We start from the raw sequence: 16,796 nt of genomic DNA, 5'->3' as shown, positions 1-16,796 counted from the left end.
GCGCGAAGACCGATACATTCACCCTTCCGCGAACCGTTTCCGGTTCTTGAGGCCCGCAACAGCATTTGCCGGCCTTTGATCCGGCGCCTTCGGGCGCCGGATCGTGTCGAGATCAGGCCAGCCGCTCAGGCGCTCTGGCGAAAGTCGTTGTCGTCTGCGTCTGGTCCGCCCATGGACATGTCGAGGGAGAAGCCCTTGAGGCGGGCTTGCTGAGCGGCAACGCTGTTGTCGGTTCGTGTGGCCGGTGTCCTGGCAGCTGGTGCCTTGGCGACAGGCCTGGACTTGGCCGGGCTGGCGGTGTGATGGATCGGAGCATGGACCGGCTGATGCACGGCCTGGGCCTTGCGAGCATTGGCCTGGTCGACCTTGAAGAAGGCGATGGAAGCCTGCAGCTCCTCTGCCTGGGCGGCCAGTTCTTCCGAGGTTGCCGACATCTCTTCGGAGGCACCGGCATTCTGCTGCGTCACCTTGTCGAGCTGCTGGATCGCCTCGTTGATCTGCGAGGCGCCGATATCCTGCTCGCGGCAGGCAGCCGAGATTTCGGCCACCAGTTCGGCGGTCTTGCGGATATCGGGCACGAGGCGCGACAGCATCTCGCCGGCTTCGGTCGCGACCGTGACGGTCTCACCCGAGAGGCTGGAGATTTCGGCGGCCGCCGCCTGGCTGCGTTCGGCGAGCTTGCGCACTTCGGAGGCGACGACGGCAAAGCCGCGGCCATGCTCGCCGGCACGCGCTGCCTCGACCGCGGCATTGAGGGCCAGCAGGTCGGTCTGGCGGGCGATCTCCTGGACGATGGAGATCTTCTCGGCGATGGTGCGCATGGCGTTGACGGCGCGGTCGACGGCCTGGCCGCTGACCTCGGCGTCTCTGGCGGACTGACGTGCGATCTTCTCGGTCTGTGCGGCGTTGTCGGCATTCTGCTTGATGTTGGCGGCCATCTCCTCCATCGAGGCAGAGGCTTCCTCGGCGGAGGAGGCCTGTTCGGTGGCGCCCTGGGAGAGCTGCTCGGAACCGGCCGACAGCTGCTGGCTGCCCGAGGAGACATTGTCGGAAGCCGACAGAGCATCCGCGACGACACCGCGCAGCCGTTCGATCATCGAGTTGACGTGGCCAAGAAGTTCGCCGATCTCGTCCTTCGTCCGTATTTCCGCAAACTCGCTCAGATCACCGTCGGCCACCGTTTGGACCGTCTTGACGGCACGGCTGATGCCCTTGTTGATCGAAACGACGATCCAGAGAGCCGAGACGAATGCAACGATCGAAGCGGTGGCGGCGATAATGATGAGAATGAAGCGTGCATTGGCGTAGTCGGCGTCCGAATCCTGATCCGCCTGTTTCAGCCTCGCACGTTCGGTATCGAAGATCTGAGCCAGAACACCGTCGATCTTGGTGCTGATGTCGCGTCCTTCCGTCGACGAAATTTCAAGCGCACCGTTGCCGTTGCCCGCAAGTGCCATGCTGCGAATGCGGTCGTCGGCATTTCGCCAGGCAGCAGACAGATCCTTGATCTGCGACCAATAGGCCATGTCCTGATCGGTGGTGTTGGCCAGTATTTTTGCAAAATCCGCATCGAATGCGGAACGCGCTGCATCGCTCTTGGCGATATAGCCTTTCGTCTCGTCGGCGGACGCGGAGGACAGCATGTTCTTCTGCTGCCGCAGCTGCTGCAGGACGGCGATGTCGAGATTCTGCGCAAGTCGCAGGCGTTCGGCAGGCCCTGACAATGTATCGGACCAATTGTCGTTCACCTGACCGAGGGTTTTGATGCTGTAGACGGCCGTGCCAAGAAGCATGGCGATCACGACAGCAAACGTTAGAAGCAGCTTGAGCTTGATCGTAAAACGCATCTGATGGCCTCCTTGTCCTAAAAATTCACGCTGTTGCTCGAAGTGTACCCGCCCGCTGCGACGAGAAGATCGCCTGCAAATTCGGGAGGATGATGAATTCGCCATCGCGCTTTACGAGGGCGTGGATGTAATCGGCGCGCCAGCGCATGCCGATGACGGGCGGCGGCTCGCTTGCGGCTCTAGAAAGCTGCGTGACCTCATGCACCTTGTCGGTGCGGATGCCGATCAGGGTCGTTTCTCCGTCCAGCTCGAGTTCGGTGACGACGATGCGGCTGTCGATGGTGACGTTGCCGGCTTCCATGCCGAAGGCGATGCGGATATCGGCAAGCGGAATGACCTTGCCGCGGAAGTTGATGACGCTGCCGACGAAGGGCAGGCTGCCGGGAACGCTGGTCTCGGGCAGCAGATCGAGGATTTCCTGCACGACGACCGCATCGATGGCAAAGGTTTCGCCATTGAGGCTGAAGGTCAGCACGGAAAGCTCGTCGGCGCCTTTCCAAATGGCGCGATAGTCTGATTTTAGGTCTGCGTCGGTCATCCTGCTGCCCGCAATTGCGCCTCCTGGTGCTGTCCGGCCGTGATGAGGTGAACGACATCGAGGATCAGGGCCACGTTGCCGTCGCCGAGAATGGTCGCGCCGGAAAAGGTGGAAACATGGTCGTGCAGCTTCGACATCGACTTGATGACGGTCTGATGGTCGCCGATGATCTGATCGACGACGAGGCCGACTCGGTCGCTGCCCGTCGAGATCACCACCACCTTCTGATAGGGATCGGGTTCCGTGCCGGTGCGGAAGAGTTCCCGCAGGCGCAGGAACGGCACGAGATCGTCGCGCAGAGAGATGAAGCTGCGTCCGCGCGAGCGCAGGTCCTGCTCGACCGAGAGCTCGAGGCATTCTTCCACCGCGGCGAGCGGGATCACGTAGCGCCCATTGCCGACACGAACGAGAAGGCCGTCGATGATGGCGAGCGTCAGCGGAATGCGCAACGCGATCTCGGAGCCCTTGCCGAACTCGCTCGTGATGTCGATTGCTCCGCGCAGCGTCTCGATCGTCTTCTTGACCACGTCCATCCCGACGCCGCGGCCGGAAAGGTTGGTGACCTTTTCGGCAGTGGAGAAGCCGGGCTGGAAGATCAGCTGCAGCAGCTCCTTGTCCGAAAGCTGGGCGCCGGGCCGGATAAGGCCGTTGGCTTCCGCCTTCGCGCGCACCCTCTGCCTGTCGATGCCGCGTCCGTCGTCCTTGATGGAGATGACGACTTCGCTGCCGGTCTGGTGTGCGGAAAGGATGACGCGCCCGGTCACCGGCTTGCCGGCTGCGACCCGATCATCCGGGCTTTCCAGGCCGTGATCGATGGAGTTGCGCACGAGGTGAACGAGCGGATCGGCCAGCCGGTCGATGACCGTCTTGTCGACTTCCGTGCCCTCGCCCTCGGTGACGAGTTCGATATCCTTGCCGGTCTCTCGGGCAAGGTCATGGACCAGCCGACGGAAGCGGCTGAAGAGGCTTGCAACCGGCATCATGCGCAGAACCATCATCGTGTCGCGCAGCTCGCCGGCCAGGCGCTCTATTTCTTCCGATACCGAGCGCAGGCCGAGATCGGCGGCCGAATTCGCCATCTGGCTCAGCCGCGACTGGGCGATGACCAGCTCGCCGACCCGGTCCATCATTTCGTCCAGGCGCAGGGCCGGGACGCGGACATTGTCTGCCTGCTTCTGCGATTTTGCGTCGGCCGGCGGGGCCTTTCCGGCATCGACCGGGTGGGCGGCAGCCTTCGATCCTTTGTCTTCGACGGGCCGCTCGACCTTGGCGACGACAGGTGCCGGGGCCGGCTCCTTTGGCGCCGCAAGCTCGTTCAGCTCCATCGTCATCTCGTCCATGACGAAGATAAAGACGTCTTCGATGTCGGAGCGCGGTTTTTCCGTCGTCAGACGAACCGTCCAGCCGATGTGCAGATCGCGCGGCTCCAGCTCGGCCAGCAGCGGAATGGCATCGGTATCGGCTTCGATCCGGCATTCACCAAGCTCGCGCAGCTCGTCCAGCAGCCCGAGCGGATTGGTGCCGTTGGCCATCGAATTGGCGGGCAGGCTGAATTTCAGATGCCAGGTCTTTGCACCGCCGGCATCCGGAACGACGGCAGGGATGACCGGCGTACTGGCCGGTGCAGCCGATGCACTCGTCGATCCGGCCGCACCGACAGCCTGACGCAGTTTTTCCAGGAGAACGGAACTCATGGCCTCGTGGTCGCCGTTCGGGTTTTCCAGCAGTGCCTGCATATGGCCCTGAGCGTCGAGAACGGCGCTGACCAGCTCCTTGGTGGCCGGCGCTTCGCCCTTGCGAACGCGGTCGAAGGCCGTCTCGCAATGGTGGGTGAAGGCGGCGAGCTGATCGAAGCCGAACATGGAGCCCGATCCCTTGAGCGTATGAAGACCCCTGAAGACCGCATCGACCTGAGCCCGGTCGCTGAGGTCGCGCATCAGATCGAGGAGGCCTGCCTCGATCAACTCGAGCTGCTCGGCGGCCTCCGTCCTGAAGACGGCGATCGGATCGAGTTCGTTCATTTGCCGAGAACCTTGCGCGCGATCTTGATGAGGGTTTCAGGGTCGAAGGGCTTCGTCAGCCATCCCGTCGCTCCGGCGGCCTTGGCCTGTTGCTTGAGATCGCCATCCGACTCCGTGGTCAGGAAGATGACGGGTGTCCCCATATAGGCCGGCAGCTGCCGCAGGTTGCGGATCATGGTCAGTCCGTCCATGTTCGGCATGTTGAGATCGGTGACGACGAGATCGAAATTGCCCGATTTCAGCTTGTCGAGACCATCGGCGCCATCGACCGCTTCGGTGACGGAATATCCGGCGTTGGTCAGCGCAATGCGCGTCGTCAGCCGAATGCTGGCGGAGTCATCGACGGTGAGAATATTGGCGCTCATGCTGCTTTTCCTTCTAGCCAGAAACTGTCTTCTTGCCGGTCCTCGCCAAGGAGGCCCGCGCGTTGCAGGACGGTCAGAAAATTGCCGTCCGCCGGTTTGTTCAATGCGATTGTCACGCCGGCGCGGCTTGCCGTCTGCCGTGCGGACAGAAGCAGCTGCGGCAGGGTGAGATCGATCTCTTCATTGTCGTCGATGTCGATGACCAGGGAACGGCTGCGCAAGGCCGCTTCCTGGAGGTAGACCTGGATGATGTCCCTGACATTGGTGATCGTCTTGATCGTCAGTGGTCCGTGAAGGTGTAGAATTTCAGTCTGCTCGTTCATGCCGGACCTCGGGATAGCTGAAGTGTGGGAACCGTTGTCGTTACGTCGCCGCGATCTTCGGATTCAAAGAGTGCCTTGATATCCACCCAGCGGCGGCAGAAGGCGGCAACGCAAGCCGGATCGAAATGGGTGCCGCTGCTGTTGACGACCTCACGGAATGCGTCGGCGATCGGCCAGGCGGCCTTGTAAGCCCGTTTCGAGCAGAGCGCGTCGAAGACGTCGGCGATGGCAACGATGCGGGCCTCTATCGGGATAGAGGTGCCGGAAAGCCCCTTCGGGTAGCCGGCACCATCCCATCTTTCATGATGGCTCTCGGCGATCTTGCCCGCCATCTGGATGAGCTCGCTGGAACTGTCGCGCAGGATCTCGGCGCCGAAATCCGTGTGCTCCTGCATCTGCCGCCGCTCGTCCTGGCTTAGCGGACCGGGCTTCGAAAGAATGGCGTCCGGCAAGCCGATCTTGCCGACATCGTGAAGGGCGCTGGCAAGGAAAATCATGCGGCATTGCCCGGCATCCAGGCCGACTTCCTCGGCGATTATCCGTGCGACGAGCGCGACCCTATCCAGATGGTCCGCCGTCTCTCCGTGACGGCAGGCGATCGCCTTGGAAAGGCGCCAGATGATTTCCTCCTCGCGCCGCTCTATCCGTTTCATGGCGGCGTCGAAATCGCGCTGCAGGGTCGCCGCTTTGGTCGCCAGCGCCAGTCGTTCTTCTCCTATGCTGAGAATGTTGCGGACGCGGATCGTCAGTTCCGTCTCGTCGATCGGCTTGGTCAGGAATTCCGTCGCGCCTGCCTTCATCGCTGCCAGCTTGATATCCGCTTCCCTACGGGAGGTAATCATGATGGCGGGAATATGAGAGGTAAGCGAATTCTTACGTATATGGGCGATGACCTCGACGCCGTTCATATCGGGCATCATGTAGTCGACAAGAACGAGATCCGGTGTCTTGTCGTCAAGCCGCGCCAAAGCATCGTTCGGCCGGAGGAAAGACAAGACTTCGCTGCCTTTGATCGCTTCGACTGCCCGGCGAAGCGTGGCGACAACGGAAGGACTGTCATCTATTACGAAGACGCGCATAGTTACCCCGCGGAGCGCCCGCGGCATATACGCGGACCTGCTCACGATTTTCGGCTTGGAGGTTGTTGGAGGCCTTTCTTATGAAAGGGCCGCGTCACAATGATTGTGAATCTTGGCTGAGGTAACGAAATCGTTAAATGGCTAACGGTGTGTTAAACTTCGTCTCAACCTGTAGGTGATTTTGCAATTAACTGCGATAAAGTGATAAGCTTGCGCTTTTCTGATATTAAATATCGGCGTCGTCGCTAACATTGCGGCGACTGACGCGCGTCGACGACGGCGAGACACCGTACATGGCTCGATAGCGCGCCGCGAAATATCCCATATGACTGAAGCCCCAGCGTGTGGCTATTTCCGATATATTCTCGTCGAGATTGCCATAAAGCAGATCGTGATGGATCTGCTGGAGCCGCAGGCGCTGCACGTAGTTCAAGGGGTTCATGCCCATATTGTGCTGGAAGGAGAGCTGCAGGCTGCGCACGCTCTGGCCGGCATTCCGCGCGATATCCAGCACGGTGAACTCGTCACCCAAATGAGCCTGGATCCAGTCCAGCGCCCGTTTGAGATTGCGCGGGCGGGCGCTCTGAATCATGGTTTTCGATGCCGATCTCGGCCATGATTGCACGAAGGTCGTTACCAGCGCCTCCTCGAACAGAGAAGCACCCAATGGAGAGCCGGCAAAAGGATGCTCGCCCGGTTCCAGAAGCAGGGCAGCCATACGGTGGATCGTTCGAACACCCTTGTCGCCGGTGCCGGCGATCGTGTCGAAGCCGCGAAAAAACAACCCAGGATCGTCTTTTCCGATGTCGATCAATGTCAGGCAATGAACGCGCGGTATGGCGAGGGCAATTTTGCCGGCATCCCTGGACGCTTTGATCCTTGTAGGCCCAGGAGACTGCAGCATGAAGGTGGTTCCCGCCATGGCCGTGAACTCCTGATCCTCGGTCTCGACATGGAAGGTCCCGCTTTCAACGAAATGCAGTTCTATACGATCTGCGGGATCGAATAGATAACGGATTTCGTAACCCGTTTCCGAAGAGATCTTCCAGACCGCCATCTTTCGGATGGTCGTCAGGGTAATATCGAGGCGAAAATGCGAGGCCTCGGGCATGCGTTCGAAAACAGCGGGTAGGCCGGCATGCGCGAGCCTTTCCTGCAATTCCTCGGTTTCGCAGAACGACCAAGCATATTTTCCGATCGCTATGTCCATCTTACTTCAATCCGCTTCAGCGGGCGCGTTGGTGAGTAGGGCCGCAGGTGACCGAGGCCTGAAAAAAGGCATGGCGTGCACGCACGCTATCTATAGGGTCCGGGTCTTGCTCAGGGCTTTCCGGCGCCACCTCGGGGATTGTGGCAATGCAGTAACATCGCCGTTTCGTCCTCGGCGTTAACTCCGTGTTTTTCTGTTCGTCTTAGTTTTCCGGAATGGTTCTAGGCGGAGTCCAAGACAGTATGGCGTATGCAGCGACAAGCCGACAATTTACCCCTTCGACGGATAGTTTCGTCGATCGCCTGGAAAGTGCCCGATTGCAGATCGAGCAGCGTTTCCTGGATGGTGGTGCGGTGCTGATCACCGTCACGGAAGCGCTCGCCAAGCTGGTCAGCCTGCTGGAACACATCGGCAGCTCACTGAAGGAGGAGAATGCGACCGAAGCGACGGCTCGCCTTCTCCAGACGGTGGATCTCCTGAACAAGCTGCCACCGGCCGAAGCGCGGCGCCACGCATGCGTGGCCTCGATCAGCCAGACCGGGCAATCGCTTGCTGAGCACGTGCTCTCGATGGAAGAAACGCTGCGCTATCTGAGAACCTTCGCCGCGACCGCCAAAATAGCGGGTGCGCGCATTCCGGATTTTTCGAGCTTCGCCAGCGAAATCGTCGAGCGCATCGAATTCGCCACCAAGGAGGTCAAGGCGCTGTCGCTGCAGATCCGCTCGCTGGAGGTGCAGATCGAAACCGCCGCCGCCAGTGAGGATGGGTCGCTGGCCCAGCATCTGAACGGCATACCGTCCATTGTCCAGCGTCTCGTGTCGAATGCCGAGGAGATCCAGGTCCAGCGCCGCAATCTTTCGGAGCTGGCGGATACGGTTGCCGGCCTGGCGCGCAAGATCCAGAGCAAGGTCGCCCATACACTCTCGGCCATGCAGATCGGTGATATAACACGGCAGAGGGTCGAGCATTGCCAGGCTGCCCACATGATGACCGAAGCCTATCTCGCGTCCGAAGCTCCGGCCGATCTTTCCGCCGCCGATCGCCAGCGCCTCTCGCAATTGACGATGACGCTGATCTTCGAGCTGCTCGGCGAGACGACCAAGGGATTCGATCGCGAGACCGCCAAGATCGTCGACAATATCCGCGGCTTCAGCGGCGATATCGGCACGCTGCTCAACCTCTACCAGACGATGATGTCGCAGAGCGGTGAGGACGGAAAGAGCCCGATCCATTCGCTGCGTGGCGATCTTTCCGCCGCCCGGGCTGTTGTCGATCGCATTGATGTCGCCGCGGCCGGAGCAAATCGGCTCAGCGAGAAGACGTCCGAAATGGTCAAGGAACTGACCGCAAGCATTCAGACCATTCAGCTGGTACGGCGTGATATTCAATACATGGCGCTCAACACCAATCTGCGCTGCGGCAAGCTTGGCGAGGAGGGGCGGGCAATCAATGTCGTCGCCGGCGAATTGCGGTCGTTTGCATCGCTGCTCGACGAGGATGCCGAGAAGATCCTGGTCGGGCTCGGCACGCTTGAAACGCAGACCGCCGGCCTCAAGGACTGGCGCCAGACCGGCGAGCCGGAAAACTCTTCCGGTCTCGGCAGCCATATCGACGCAGCTCTCGTCCATATCGGCGAAGCTGGGGCGTCGATGGATATGAATGTGCGGGAACTGCGCCAATGCGGCGAGACCATGACCTCGCAGGTGACCGAAATTGTCGCGAGCCTGGATTTTCGTTCCGGGATCGGGGAAATCCTGGCATCCTGCACCAGCGAGGCCGCACTTGCGCGCCGCGCATTTGCCGGCACGAGCGGACTGGAAGTGCCTGTGGCGGCCATTTCCGAGCGCATTTTCAAGATCTATACCATGGCCGCCGAACGCGAGATCCACGCGAGCATCTTCGGCGTGGTGAACCCTGTGGCCGAAAGCGGGCCAGCCCCAGCCAGCGATGAGGAGCTGTTCGCGGACGCTCTCTTCTGATTGCGATCTCGCGTGTCCAGCGACAGTCGCCGGCGTGACGGGCGAGGGCCTGTTGCGGCCTTTCTCTGTGCCTTCGTGATGCGAAGCCTACGTCTCATGCCATGCCCCATGAAAGGCTGACGCCGTCTTGATGTTCCCTTGACAATTCCGGCGCAGATGGTTCGGCGAAGCCAGTTTGCCGGATCTTTGCATGAATCGAGAGACATTGATCGCCGGGACGCCTGACGGCGTCGTATCCAGAATTCCCCTTCGCGCAACCGCGCCGGAGGACGCCGATGGAGCGCGTTCAGCACGATATGTCGTGCTGAAGAGGGTATTGACGTTTGGATTGCGGGTGCGCTGGAAGCGAGCGCTTCTCTTTTGGGGTCGCTTCGCGGCCAATCCGCTCCTCACCATCCGCTGGTGGCGCTTTGCCGCGGCCTTCGCCGCCGAGCAGGGATTGCCGCCTCCGCACGACGAGCTGCTGCAGAAGCCGCTCTCGAAATTTCTGGTCTATGGGATGCTGAACTCCCTGCGTCTTACGCTCCTCACCGATCATTTTGCGATCGCGGCAAGAATCCTTTCGGCGGAGAGCATGGCGCGGCTCTGGCGTGGCGAATGGCTGGAAATGGGTCTCGTCCAGGGACGCAGCGAAACCTATGCATGCCTTATCGCGCTTGCCGATCGCAGCGGCGGGCGCCATGAGGGCGCCTTTGCGGTCAAACTCATGCGCGTCGAAGACAAAGCCGTTCTCTGCACCGCCAGATTTACTTTTGTCAGCCAGGGTCCGGAGGATCGGTATACTTTCCTCGTCGGGAGCATGCAGGGGCCGCGCAATGCGAAGCAACGGATCGTCGAAGTGACCCGCGATCTTTTCGGCCTGCGTCCGAAGGAGGCGATACTGGTCGTCCTGCAAGGCCTGGTGACGGAAGGCGGCATGCAGCACTTCCTCGCCGTCTCGCAGGTCAAGCATCCGATCCGGTATCGCCGCCGCACGCGGCAATCGATGATGCTGTCGAACGTCGATGCTTTCTGGACCGAACGAGGCGCCGAACCCGAGGATACCTACGGCTTCAGAGTGCCATTTTCCAGAATCTGCGGAGCCGACAGGCGCAGCCGGAGCAAAATGTGTTTCTACAGTGTCGGCGAACTCTTCCATTGATCATCGGAGGCGGCCGCGCGAGCCGGATTCAACCATTCTATTTCTTGGCTTTCACGCAAATCCGGAAAGGAAACCGCGCTTTCCCGGAATTGCCTTTTATTGGCAAGGTTCGTGTGCTCTTTCCTGCTCGACGCTTGCAGGCAGATGGATTGCGACCATGGCGCCGCCTTCCGGCCGGTTTGCAAATTCCAGATACCCGCCATGGGCAACTGCTATTGCCTGCACGACGGATAGCCCCAGCCCTGTGCCGCCGGTTGCACGCGAACGTGAGGTATCGCCTCGCCAGAACGGGTTGACGGCGACGGCGTCCATGTCCTGCGGAAATCCCGGGCCGCGATCGAGGAGGCGGATGACGATGCTTTCATCCGGCAAGCGCTCGGTTTCGCATCGCAGCCAACCGCCGTCGGCGGCATAACGGCAAGCATTTTCAAGAAGCGCCAGAAGCGCCTGTCGCAGGCGGGGAGAATCCGCCGAGGCCCAGGCGGGCTGCAGATGCGTTTCAATCCGTAGCTTGCTTGCGTCCAGCATCGGCTTTGCCGAGGCAATGACAGTCTCGGCCAATTGCGATGCGTCGATGCGCCGGCGTTCGACCACCAGCTTCTGGCCGATGGCCAGAGACAAGGTGCGCAGGTCCTCGACAATCCGGCCGAGACCCTCGACCTGAAGGAGGAGGTCGGAGACGATCTTGCGGTCCATCGGGAAAATGCCGTCGATCATGCCCTGCAGCGATCCCTGCAGGATCGTCAGCGGGGTTCGCAGCTCGTGCGCGATCGCCATGTTGTTGAAGCGCAGCCTCTCCTCCATCGTCTCCAGCCCTGTCGCCAGCGCATTGAAGGTTTCGACAAGGCTCGCGACCTCGCGGGTGCTACGGTGGGAAGCGGCAACGCGAACGGAGAAATCGCCTGATTTCAGACCATCCGCGGCCAAGGTGAGCTCCTCAAGCGGACTTGCAAGGCGCCGCGCCAGATAGATACCGATGAGGGCGCAGATCAAAGCGGAAAGCAAGCCGCCTATCAGCACGGAAAGCTGTACCTTGAAATCCGTCGGCTCCGTCAAGGAATTGAGATGTTCAAACAGGATCCTGAGGGAATCGCCGTCCGGAACCTTGTTCTCGCTCAGCATCGTGTAGGCCGTCGCGGCCCTTGGCGGTAGGGCGTCGGTAATGTTCTTCTCCAGATAGGAGGCATACCAGTTGACCTCCAGATATGTCAGGCCGACGCTGAGGAGCAACATGATAGCGGTAACGATGGCCGTGAGCGTGGCCAGCGGCAGGCAGGGAAATCTTGGTATCTTCATCTCGGATCCGAAAAACGATAGCCGATGCCGCGCACCGCAGGAAAAAAGCCGTTCTGTCCCATGTCTTCCAGCTTGCGCCGAAGGTTGGAAATATGCGTGTCGACGGTGCGGACCAAGGCCTCGCTTTCGGGCAGACAGGCATCGAGAATGTCCGCGCGCGCGAACGCCTGCGTGGGGTGGCGGATCATGTAGGCGAGAATCCTAAATTCGCTGAGCGTCAGGAGCAATGGAATGCGGTGCCCGTCCTTGAGGACAAAGACGGAATAGCTGCCGAAATCGACCTCGATGGCACCGAAACGCCGAATGGTTTCCGCCCGGTCACCCTGCGTCCGTCGCAGAACCGCCCTGACGCGAGCAACGACTTCCTGCGGGTTGAAGGGTTTGACGACATAGTCGTCGGCTCCGAGGCGCAGTCCGCTCAGGCGGTCTATGTCGTCGGCAACGGCCGTCACCATGATGACGGGCGTCGAGCCGGCCTGGCGCAAGCGACCAAGCACCCCGAAACCATCCAGTTTCGGTAGCCGTACATCCAGGAGCACGATGTCGGGCTTTAGAAGCGCGTGATGCTGAAGCGCGGTTTCGCCGTCGCCGGCGCGGACCGTACGAAAGCCGTCCCGCGTCAGATAGCCCTCCAATATCTGTGCGATAGCCGGTTCATCCTCCACGATGAGAACGAGACTGTTGTCCACCCTAGCGCCCTATTTTTTCGTTTTCCTTAGCGGCTTCGCCGCCCGACTCGTACTATCGCGGACGAAACCCGCTTCCGCAATTTCCAAACGGTCTTCCGGACGTCTGGCGATCGATTCTGAACACAGCCTTGATGCGATCTTGGTCAATTCTTGACAATCGCGATTCAGATTGCCGCCGTTCCGCCTCGGGAGATATGGCATGTGGAAATTTGCATTGTATTCTTGGAATTCCGCGTCCGGGCGTTCGGGCAGATCGGAGACCGGCGCGACCACGGATGGAGAGCTTGCGGTCATCGGCATGATGATCGTCTGGACCAGTTTTGTCTTCGTAGTCTTTCCCAAACTCGATCTTGCCGTTGCACGCCTGTTCGCTCATGGGCAGGTGTTCTGGCTTGCGGAGAATCCCTTCCTGAAGGCGGTACGGGACATCAGCCGCCAAAGCCAATCTTACCTTCTCTGCACCATGGCGGTGATTGTCATTCTCCATGTCTTCCTGCCGAGGCGGCTTCGTTTCTGCCCTCCGCACAAGCCCTTGTTCGTGCTTTTGAGTTTTGCCGCCGGGCCGCTCCTGATCGTGCAGACGTTGAAAGTCGCAATCGGACGCGTGCGTCCGCGCGATCTCATCGAGTTCGGCGGCATTGCGGATTTCACCCCGGTATGGCAGTTCTCGGCCGCCTGTTCTCGCAATTGCTCTTTCCCTTCCGGGGAGGCTGCGGCGGCTGCCGCCGGGCTTTCGCTGCTGGTTTTCGTGCCCGCCGGAGGCAGGTGGATTGCCGCGCTGCTTCTGACGCCGTGCCTGTTGTTCGTGGCGTTCAACCGCGTCATTTTCGGTGCTCATTTCCTGTCGGATGTGATGCTCGGCTGGCTTCTGACCATGTTGGGCATGGCGCTGATCTGGCGCTGGGTGGAAGCGAACTCGCGGGCGATCGATCGCTTCGTAACGCGCTTCATGTTCCGGTAAGCCGTCTTTTGCGTTTCTCTTTCGCCGTTGGGCAGGGCGGGCGAGCATTATTGTCGCCGGAATAGGTGATACTGACAGAACGCATGTTACAGACCTTAATACAACGTTTGTTCACCTTTCCATCGATCAGGGTTTACTTATTTACTGTTGGCATGCCGGCGGATGCGACGAAGGTCGAGCGCCGGATGGTTCATGGGGCCGACAGGGTGAGAGTGATGGGATGGTCTTGGTAGATTGGGCATTACGTGGAATGCTCGACATGGATCGCCGAAGAAGGGCGGGCGCTCGCAACGGCCACTTCGAGCCATGGGTCGTGCTCGCCGTGGAAAGTTTCGAGCGGGAAATGCTGGTTTTCTACAGGCGTTCGCAGTTCAAGGTCATTCATACGGCGGCATGACGGCCGCAGTGCAAACGCAACATACGGGTGTGAAAGCCGTCTCCGTATGCGGCGGTGAAGCGGGCGTGGATGTTGCAGGCGCGCTAGGGGCGCGCTTGCACTGTGCACGGCGTCAGCCGAGCCACATGGACAGTTCAATATCCTCGCCGAAAGCTACGGACATGTATCCGCTTGTCGGCGAGCGCACCCAGGTCAGATAATCGGGGCAGAAGTCTGCATTGTCGGCAAGCACGAGGGCTCCCGGCCTGAAATGGCTCTCCACCAGCTTCAGAATGTCGGGATAGAGCGCCTTGGCGCCATCGAGGAGCAGCAGGTCGATAGTATCCGGTAGGCCGGAACTCAACGTCTGCAGGGCATCGCCTTCCCGGATCTCCACGAGATCGATTAGGCCGGCGCCTGCCAGATTTTCCCGTGCCCGCGCCACCTTGGAGGGCTCGAATTCGGTGGTAATGAGGCGCCCACCGCCATTGTCCCGCAGCGCGGCGGCAAGATGGAGGGTGGAGATGCCGAAGGAGGTCCCAAATTCCACGATGGTCCGGGCACCGGTGCTGCGCGCCAGCATATAGAGCAAGCTACCTGCCTCCCGCGAGATGGCGAGCGGAATGTCCTTCAGCCGAGCGTAGAAATCGAGATAGTCGGTCTTGCTGCGCACCAGACGCGCGCGCTCCTCGCTGGAGAGGCCGCTCCAGTAAGCGGCAACCGATGGCGTTGTTGCCGGCGACGCAGCCTCCGCTTCCTCGAACAGGCGATTGAGCAATGGAGCGAGCGGGGGATTCGTCAGTGTGGTCATGTTCTCTCCGTTCAGAGCTGAGGTTTCTGCTTGCGGCGAAAATACGAATAATTCATCGCATTTTCTAATCGCGTTGACCGATGCTACGTGTGGAGTGATCGTATCCATTTGAAAATACATCGAAAAATAGACACCCCTGACCATGCGAGCGCAATTTCTCCGGCGCAGCCATTCGCATTTCAGGAGGCATCGGAGACATCGAAGCCGACGATATTGACCGGATGGTCGAAGCCCCTCAGCGCGTGGCTGCCGAAAGACCTGCATTGGACGCCGGCTGCCTCGGCGATATCAGCTGTCATCAGCATGACTGCGTCCAGCTCCTTGGCCAGCGCCTGCAATCGGGCCGAACGGTTTACTGGCGTCCCGATGATCGCAAACGAAAATCTGCCCGCCGAACCGATGTTGCCGTGGACGACTTCGCCGATATCGATGCCGATCCGCGCCCGTAATGGCGGCGCCGTCTTTCTCGACGGCATGGCATTGACGAGCTCCAGTGCCCGCAGCCCTTCCAGCGCGGCTTTTACCGCGGCGGCACAGAGCGGCTGTTCGCTTCCGGCGTCCGGAATGGGGAAGAACATGACGACGGCGTCGCCGACATGGCCGGACACCTGACCGCCGGCGCCGGACACAGGCCGGGTCATCGTCTCGAAGAACAGATTGAGATGATCGATGAGAGACCGGGGATCCAGTCGCTCGGTCAGCGAGGTGAACTGGAACAGGTCGCAATAGATCACGATCGCCCGAATTTGCTCGACCTCGCCAAGACCCACGCGGCCGTCGAGCAAGGCGGTTGCAGCATTGCGCCCGAGATAGGTCTGCAACAGGACGCGCGCGGCAGCGGCATTCAATCGGGCTCCGATAGCAAGTGCGAAAACCGGCGTCACGAGGTGCAGCAGCTCTATCTCCGACATTGAAAATCCGCCGGGGCGGTCGGTGATGAGCAGGCTCATCACGTCGTCGAAGAAACCGAGCGTGATATCTGGGGCAAGATAATTGGCAAAGGCTATGGCGTCAGTTGTTCCGCCGTGCGGAATGGATGCGAGGCGGCCGCTGCTGGCATTAAGACGGAGAACCGTTGCATCCTCCTCCAGCATGGCAGCGAAGATCTTGCCGGCAAGGATATCGTCTTCGGTGCCTTCGCCGTCTCGCCGCCAGCGAATGAAATGCTGTGCTCTCTCCGGATCGACGGCATCACAGGCGACCTCGATCGTCGAAATATCGAGACCCACGCCATTCAGCGTGCGGCCGAGGAGAATGACGAGCTCCGAGTCGCTTGCGCCGGCGAGTGCTGCTTCCACCAGCTCTCGGCTCACGCGCGAGAACGTCTTTGCCAGGGTTTCGGCCTCGATCGACCTCGTTACCGGTCCGTTGCTTTCATCGCCATGTTCTTCGGTTTGCATGGGACGCAAAATACGATTAATTCGTCAGCTTTCCTATTCGCATTGGCAGGCATCGATATGACGGATCGTCCAAGAGCCCGGATTTCCTCGCGAAAGCAGCCGAAGCAGGTTCGCTCGACCGAACTCGTTTCCGCAATCCTGAGTGCCGCGGCTCAGGTTTTGGCAAAGGAGGGCGCCCAGCGTTTCACCACGGCACGCGTTGCCGAAAAGGCCGGCGTCAGCGTCGGATCCTTGTATCAATATTTCCCCAATAAGGCGGCGATCCTCTTCCGTCTGCAGAGTGACGAATGGCGGCAGACGTCGGACCTACTGCGCCGCATCCTGGAAGACGCCGCGACGCCGCCGCTGGACCGATTGCGCGCTCTCGTCCATGCATTCATCCGCTCCGAATGCGAGGAGGCCGCCATGCGTGTCGCGCTTAACGACGCAGCGCCGCTTTATCGCGACGCACCGGAAGCGCATGAGGCGAGGTCATCCGGAGACCGTATCCTGCAGCAGTTCATGCGCGAAGCCTTGCCACAGGTTGATGATGCGGTCCGCATCCTGGCGGCGGACTTGATCGCGACGACGCTCAGTGCGACGGGAAAACAGCTTTCGGAGAGCCAGCAAACAGCGCAGGAGATCGAGGCCTATGGTGATGCCATGGCGGACATGTTCTGCGCCTATATCGAAAGCCTCAAGCGTCGATGAGAGGCGGTGCAGCATGGTTGCGCGCTCAGGCACAACGCTGTGTTGACACCCTTTCGACAAGCGCCTATTG

Annotated in this window: 16 protein-coding genes; 5 read left to right on the top strand and 11 right to left on the bottom strand. The window is 60.4% G+C overall.

The window, feature by feature from the left end:
• Positions 1 to 125 precede the first annotated feature (125 nt).
• The 7 genes from FHT84_RS25810 to FHT84_RS25780 all read right to left on the bottom strand — a co-directional run bounded on the left by FHT84_RS25810 (position 126) and on the right by FHT84_RS25780 (position 7,383).
• Positions 126 to 1,847, bottom strand: coding sequence for a methyl-accepting chemotaxis protein (locus tag FHT84_RS25810; protein WP_145644636.1), 1,722 nt, complete (start codon positions 1,845 to 1,847; stop codon positions 126 to 128).
• 25 nt (positions 1,848 to 1,872) lie between these two features.
• Positions 1,873 to 2,385 (bottom strand): chemotaxis protein CheW, encoded by a 513-nt coding sequence (locus FHT84_RS25805; RefSeq protein ID WP_112342487.1) that lies wholly within the window; start codon positions 2,383 to 2,385, stop codon positions 1,873 to 1,875.
• Positions 2,382 to 4,406 carry a chemotaxis protein CheA gene (locus FHT84_RS25800; protein WP_112342486.1) on the bottom strand — a complete coding sequence of 675 codons (2,025 nt, stop codon included), beginning with the start codon at positions 4,404 to 4,406 and terminating at the stop codon, positions 2,382 to 2,384. Before FHT84_RS25800 ends, FHT84_RS25805 begins: the two co-directional genes overlap by 4 nt.
• Positions 4,403 to 4,771 (bottom strand): response regulator, encoded by a 369-nt coding sequence (locus FHT84_RS25795; protein WP_112342485.1) that lies wholly within the window; start codon positions 4,769 to 4,771, stop codon positions 4,403 to 4,405. Before FHT84_RS25795 ends, FHT84_RS25800 begins: the two co-directional genes overlap by 4 nt.
• Positions 4,768 to 5,094, bottom strand: a complete 327-nt coding sequence (locus FHT84_RS25790; RefSeq protein WP_112342484.1) for an STAS domain-containing protein — start codon at positions 5,092 to 5,094, stop codon at positions 4,768 to 4,770. The genes FHT84_RS25795 and FHT84_RS25790 overlap by 4 nt, the downstream gene beginning before the upstream one ends.
• Positions 5,091 to 6,173 (bottom strand): HD domain-containing phosphohydrolase, encoded by a 1,083-nt coding sequence (locus tag FHT84_RS25785; RefSeq protein WP_112342483.1) that lies wholly within the window; start codon positions 6,171 to 6,173, stop codon positions 5,091 to 5,093. The genes FHT84_RS25790 and FHT84_RS25785 overlap by 4 nt, the downstream gene beginning before the upstream one ends.
• A gap of 226 nt (positions 6,174 to 6,399) precedes the next feature.
• A complete protein-coding gene (locus FHT84_RS25780; protein WP_112342482.1) occupies positions 6,400 to 7,383 on the bottom strand; it encodes an AraC family transcriptional regulator in 984 nt (327 codons plus the stop codon).
• A 242-nt stretch (positions 7,384 to 7,625) separates the two neighbouring features.
• Between FHT84_RS25780 and FHT84_RS25775 the strand changes: the two genes are divergently transcribed.
• Both FHT84_RS25775 and FHT84_RS25770 read left to right on the top strand, forming a co-directional pair.
• On the top strand, positions 7,626 to 9,362 hold the full coding sequence (locus FHT84_RS25775) for a hypothetical protein (RefSeq protein ID WP_145644635.1): 1,737 nt from the start codon (positions 7,626 to 7,628) through the stop codon (positions 9,360 to 9,362).
• Positions 9,363 to 9,552: 190 nt separating this feature from the next.
• Positions 9,553 to 10,503, top strand: coding sequence for a DUF535 family protein (locus tag FHT84_RS25770; protein WP_112342480.1), 951 nt, complete (start codon positions 9,553 to 9,555; stop codon positions 10,501 to 10,503).
• A gap of 96 nt (positions 10,504 to 10,599) precedes the next feature.
• Here the strand turns inward: FHT84_RS25770 and FHT84_RS25765 are convergent, their stop codons facing one another.
• Together FHT84_RS25765 and FHT84_RS25760 are read right to left on the bottom strand one after the other, a co-directional pair.
• Entirely contained in the window at positions 10,600 to 11,799 is a 1,200-nt protein-coding gene (locus tag FHT84_RS25765; RefSeq protein ID WP_112342479.1) for an ATP-binding protein, read from the bottom strand.
• The gene (locus FHT84_RS25760) at positions 11,796 to 12,488 is read right to left on the bottom strand and encodes a response regulator (RefSeq protein ID WP_112342478.1); all 693 of its coding nucleotides are present in this window, start codon (positions 12,486 to 12,488) and stop codon (positions 11,796 to 11,798) included. Before FHT84_RS25760 ends, FHT84_RS25765 begins: the two co-directional genes overlap by 4 nt.
• 214 nt (positions 12,489 to 12,702) lie before the next feature.
• Between FHT84_RS25760 and FHT84_RS25755 the strand changes: the two genes are divergently transcribed.
• Positions 12,703 to 13,449 (top strand): phosphatase PAP2 family protein, encoded by a 747-nt coding sequence (locus FHT84_RS25755; RefSeq protein WP_246698635.1) that lies wholly within the window; start codon positions 12,703 to 12,705, stop codon positions 13,447 to 13,449.
• A gap of 259 nt (positions 13,450 to 13,708) precedes the next feature.
• On the top strand, positions 13,709 to 13,846 hold the full coding sequence (locus FHT84_RS25750) for a hypothetical protein (RefSeq protein WP_162736960.1): 138 nt from the start codon (positions 13,709 to 13,711) through the stop codon (positions 13,844 to 13,846).
• Positions 13,847 to 13,958: 112 nt separating this feature from the next.
• Here FHT84_RS25750 and FHT84_RS25745 read toward each other — a convergent pair whose 3' ends face one another.
• Both FHT84_RS25745 and FHT84_RS25740 read right to left on the bottom strand, forming a co-directional pair.
• Entirely contained in the window at positions 13,959 to 14,636 is a 678-nt protein-coding gene (locus tag FHT84_RS25745) for an O-methyltransferase (RefSeq protein ID WP_112342476.1), read from the bottom strand.
• 179 nt (positions 14,637 to 14,815) lie between these two features.
• Positions 14,816 to 16,036: an adenylate/guanylate cyclase domain-containing protein gene (locus FHT84_RS25740; RefSeq protein ID WP_112342475.1), complete on the bottom strand. Its 1,221-nt coding sequence runs from the start codon at positions 16,034 to 16,036 to the stop codon at positions 14,816 to 14,818.
• A gap of 57 nt (positions 16,037 to 16,093) precedes the next feature.
• On the opposite strand from FHT84_RS25740, the gene FHT84_RS25735 reads away from it, so the two are divergent.
• The gene (locus FHT84_RS25735) at positions 16,094 to 16,726 is read left to right on the top strand and encodes a TetR family transcriptional regulator (protein ID WP_112342514.1); all 633 of its coding nucleotides are present in this window, start codon (positions 16,094 to 16,096) and stop codon (positions 16,724 to 16,726) included.
• Positions 16,727 to 16,796: the final 70 nt, after the last annotated feature.

This window comes from Rhizobium sp. BK289, from assembly GCF_014193575.1.
In the GTDB taxonomy this organism is placed as follows: domain Bacteria; phylum Pseudomonadota; class Alphaproteobacteria; order Rhizobiales; family Rhizobiaceae; genus Rhizobium; species Rhizobium tropici_C.
The sequence above is the reverse complement of the archived record's forward strand: the minus strand, read 5'-3'. Positions and strand labels throughout refer to the sequence as shown.

Coding starts and splice junctions, on each gene's coding strand:
- FHT84_RS25810 (WP_145644636.1), bottom strand. CDS start 1,847: ATGCGTTTTACGATCAAGCTCAAGCTGCTTCTAACGTTTGCTGTCGTG.
- FHT84_RS25770 (WP_112342480.1), top strand. CDS start 9,553: ATGAATCGAGAGACATTGATCGCCGGGACGCCTGACGGCGTCGTATCC.
- FHT84_RS25750 (WP_162736960.1), top strand. CDS start 13,709: ATGGATCGCCGAAGAAGGGCGGGCGCTCGCAACGGCCACTTCGAGCCA.
- FHT84_RS25800 (WP_112342486.1), bottom strand. CDS start 4,406: ATGAACGAACTCGATCCGATCGCCGTCTTCAGGACGGAGGCCGCCGAG.
- FHT84_RS25805 (WP_112342487.1), bottom strand. CDS start 2,385: ATGACCGACGCAGACCTAAAATCAGACTATCGCGCCATTTGGAAAGGC.
- FHT84_RS25790 (WP_112342484.1), bottom strand. CDS start 5,094: ATGAACGAGCAGACTGAAATTCTACACCTTCACGGACCACTGACGATC.
- FHT84_RS25780 (WP_112342482.1), bottom strand. CDS start 7,383: ATGGACATAGCGATCGGAAAATATGCTTGGTCGTTCTGCGAAACCGAG.
- FHT84_RS25740 (WP_112342475.1), bottom strand. CDS start 16,036: ATGCAAACCGAAGAACATGGCGATGAAAGCAACGGACCGGTAACGAGG.
- FHT84_RS25775 (WP_145644635.1), top strand. CDS start 7,626: ATGGCGTATGCAGCGACAAGCCGACAATTTACCCCTTCGACGGATAGT.
- FHT84_RS25795 (WP_112342485.1), bottom strand. CDS start 4,771: ATGAGCGCCAATATTCTCACCGTCGATGACTCCGCCAGCATTCGGCTG.
- FHT84_RS25745 (WP_112342476.1), bottom strand. CDS start 14,636: ATGACCACACTGACGAATCCCCCGCTCGCTCCATTGCTCAATCGCCTG.
- FHT84_RS25765 (WP_112342479.1), bottom strand. CDS start 11,799: ATGAAGATACCAAGATTTCCCTGCCTGCCGCTGGCCACGCTCACGGCC.
- FHT84_RS25735 (WP_112342514.1), top strand. CDS start 16,094: ATGACGGATCGTCCAAGAGCCCGGATTTCCTCGCGAAAGCAGCCGAAG.
- FHT84_RS25785 (WP_112342483.1), bottom strand. CDS start 6,173: ATGCGCGTCTTCGTAATAGATGACAGTCCTTCCGTTGTCGCCACGCTT.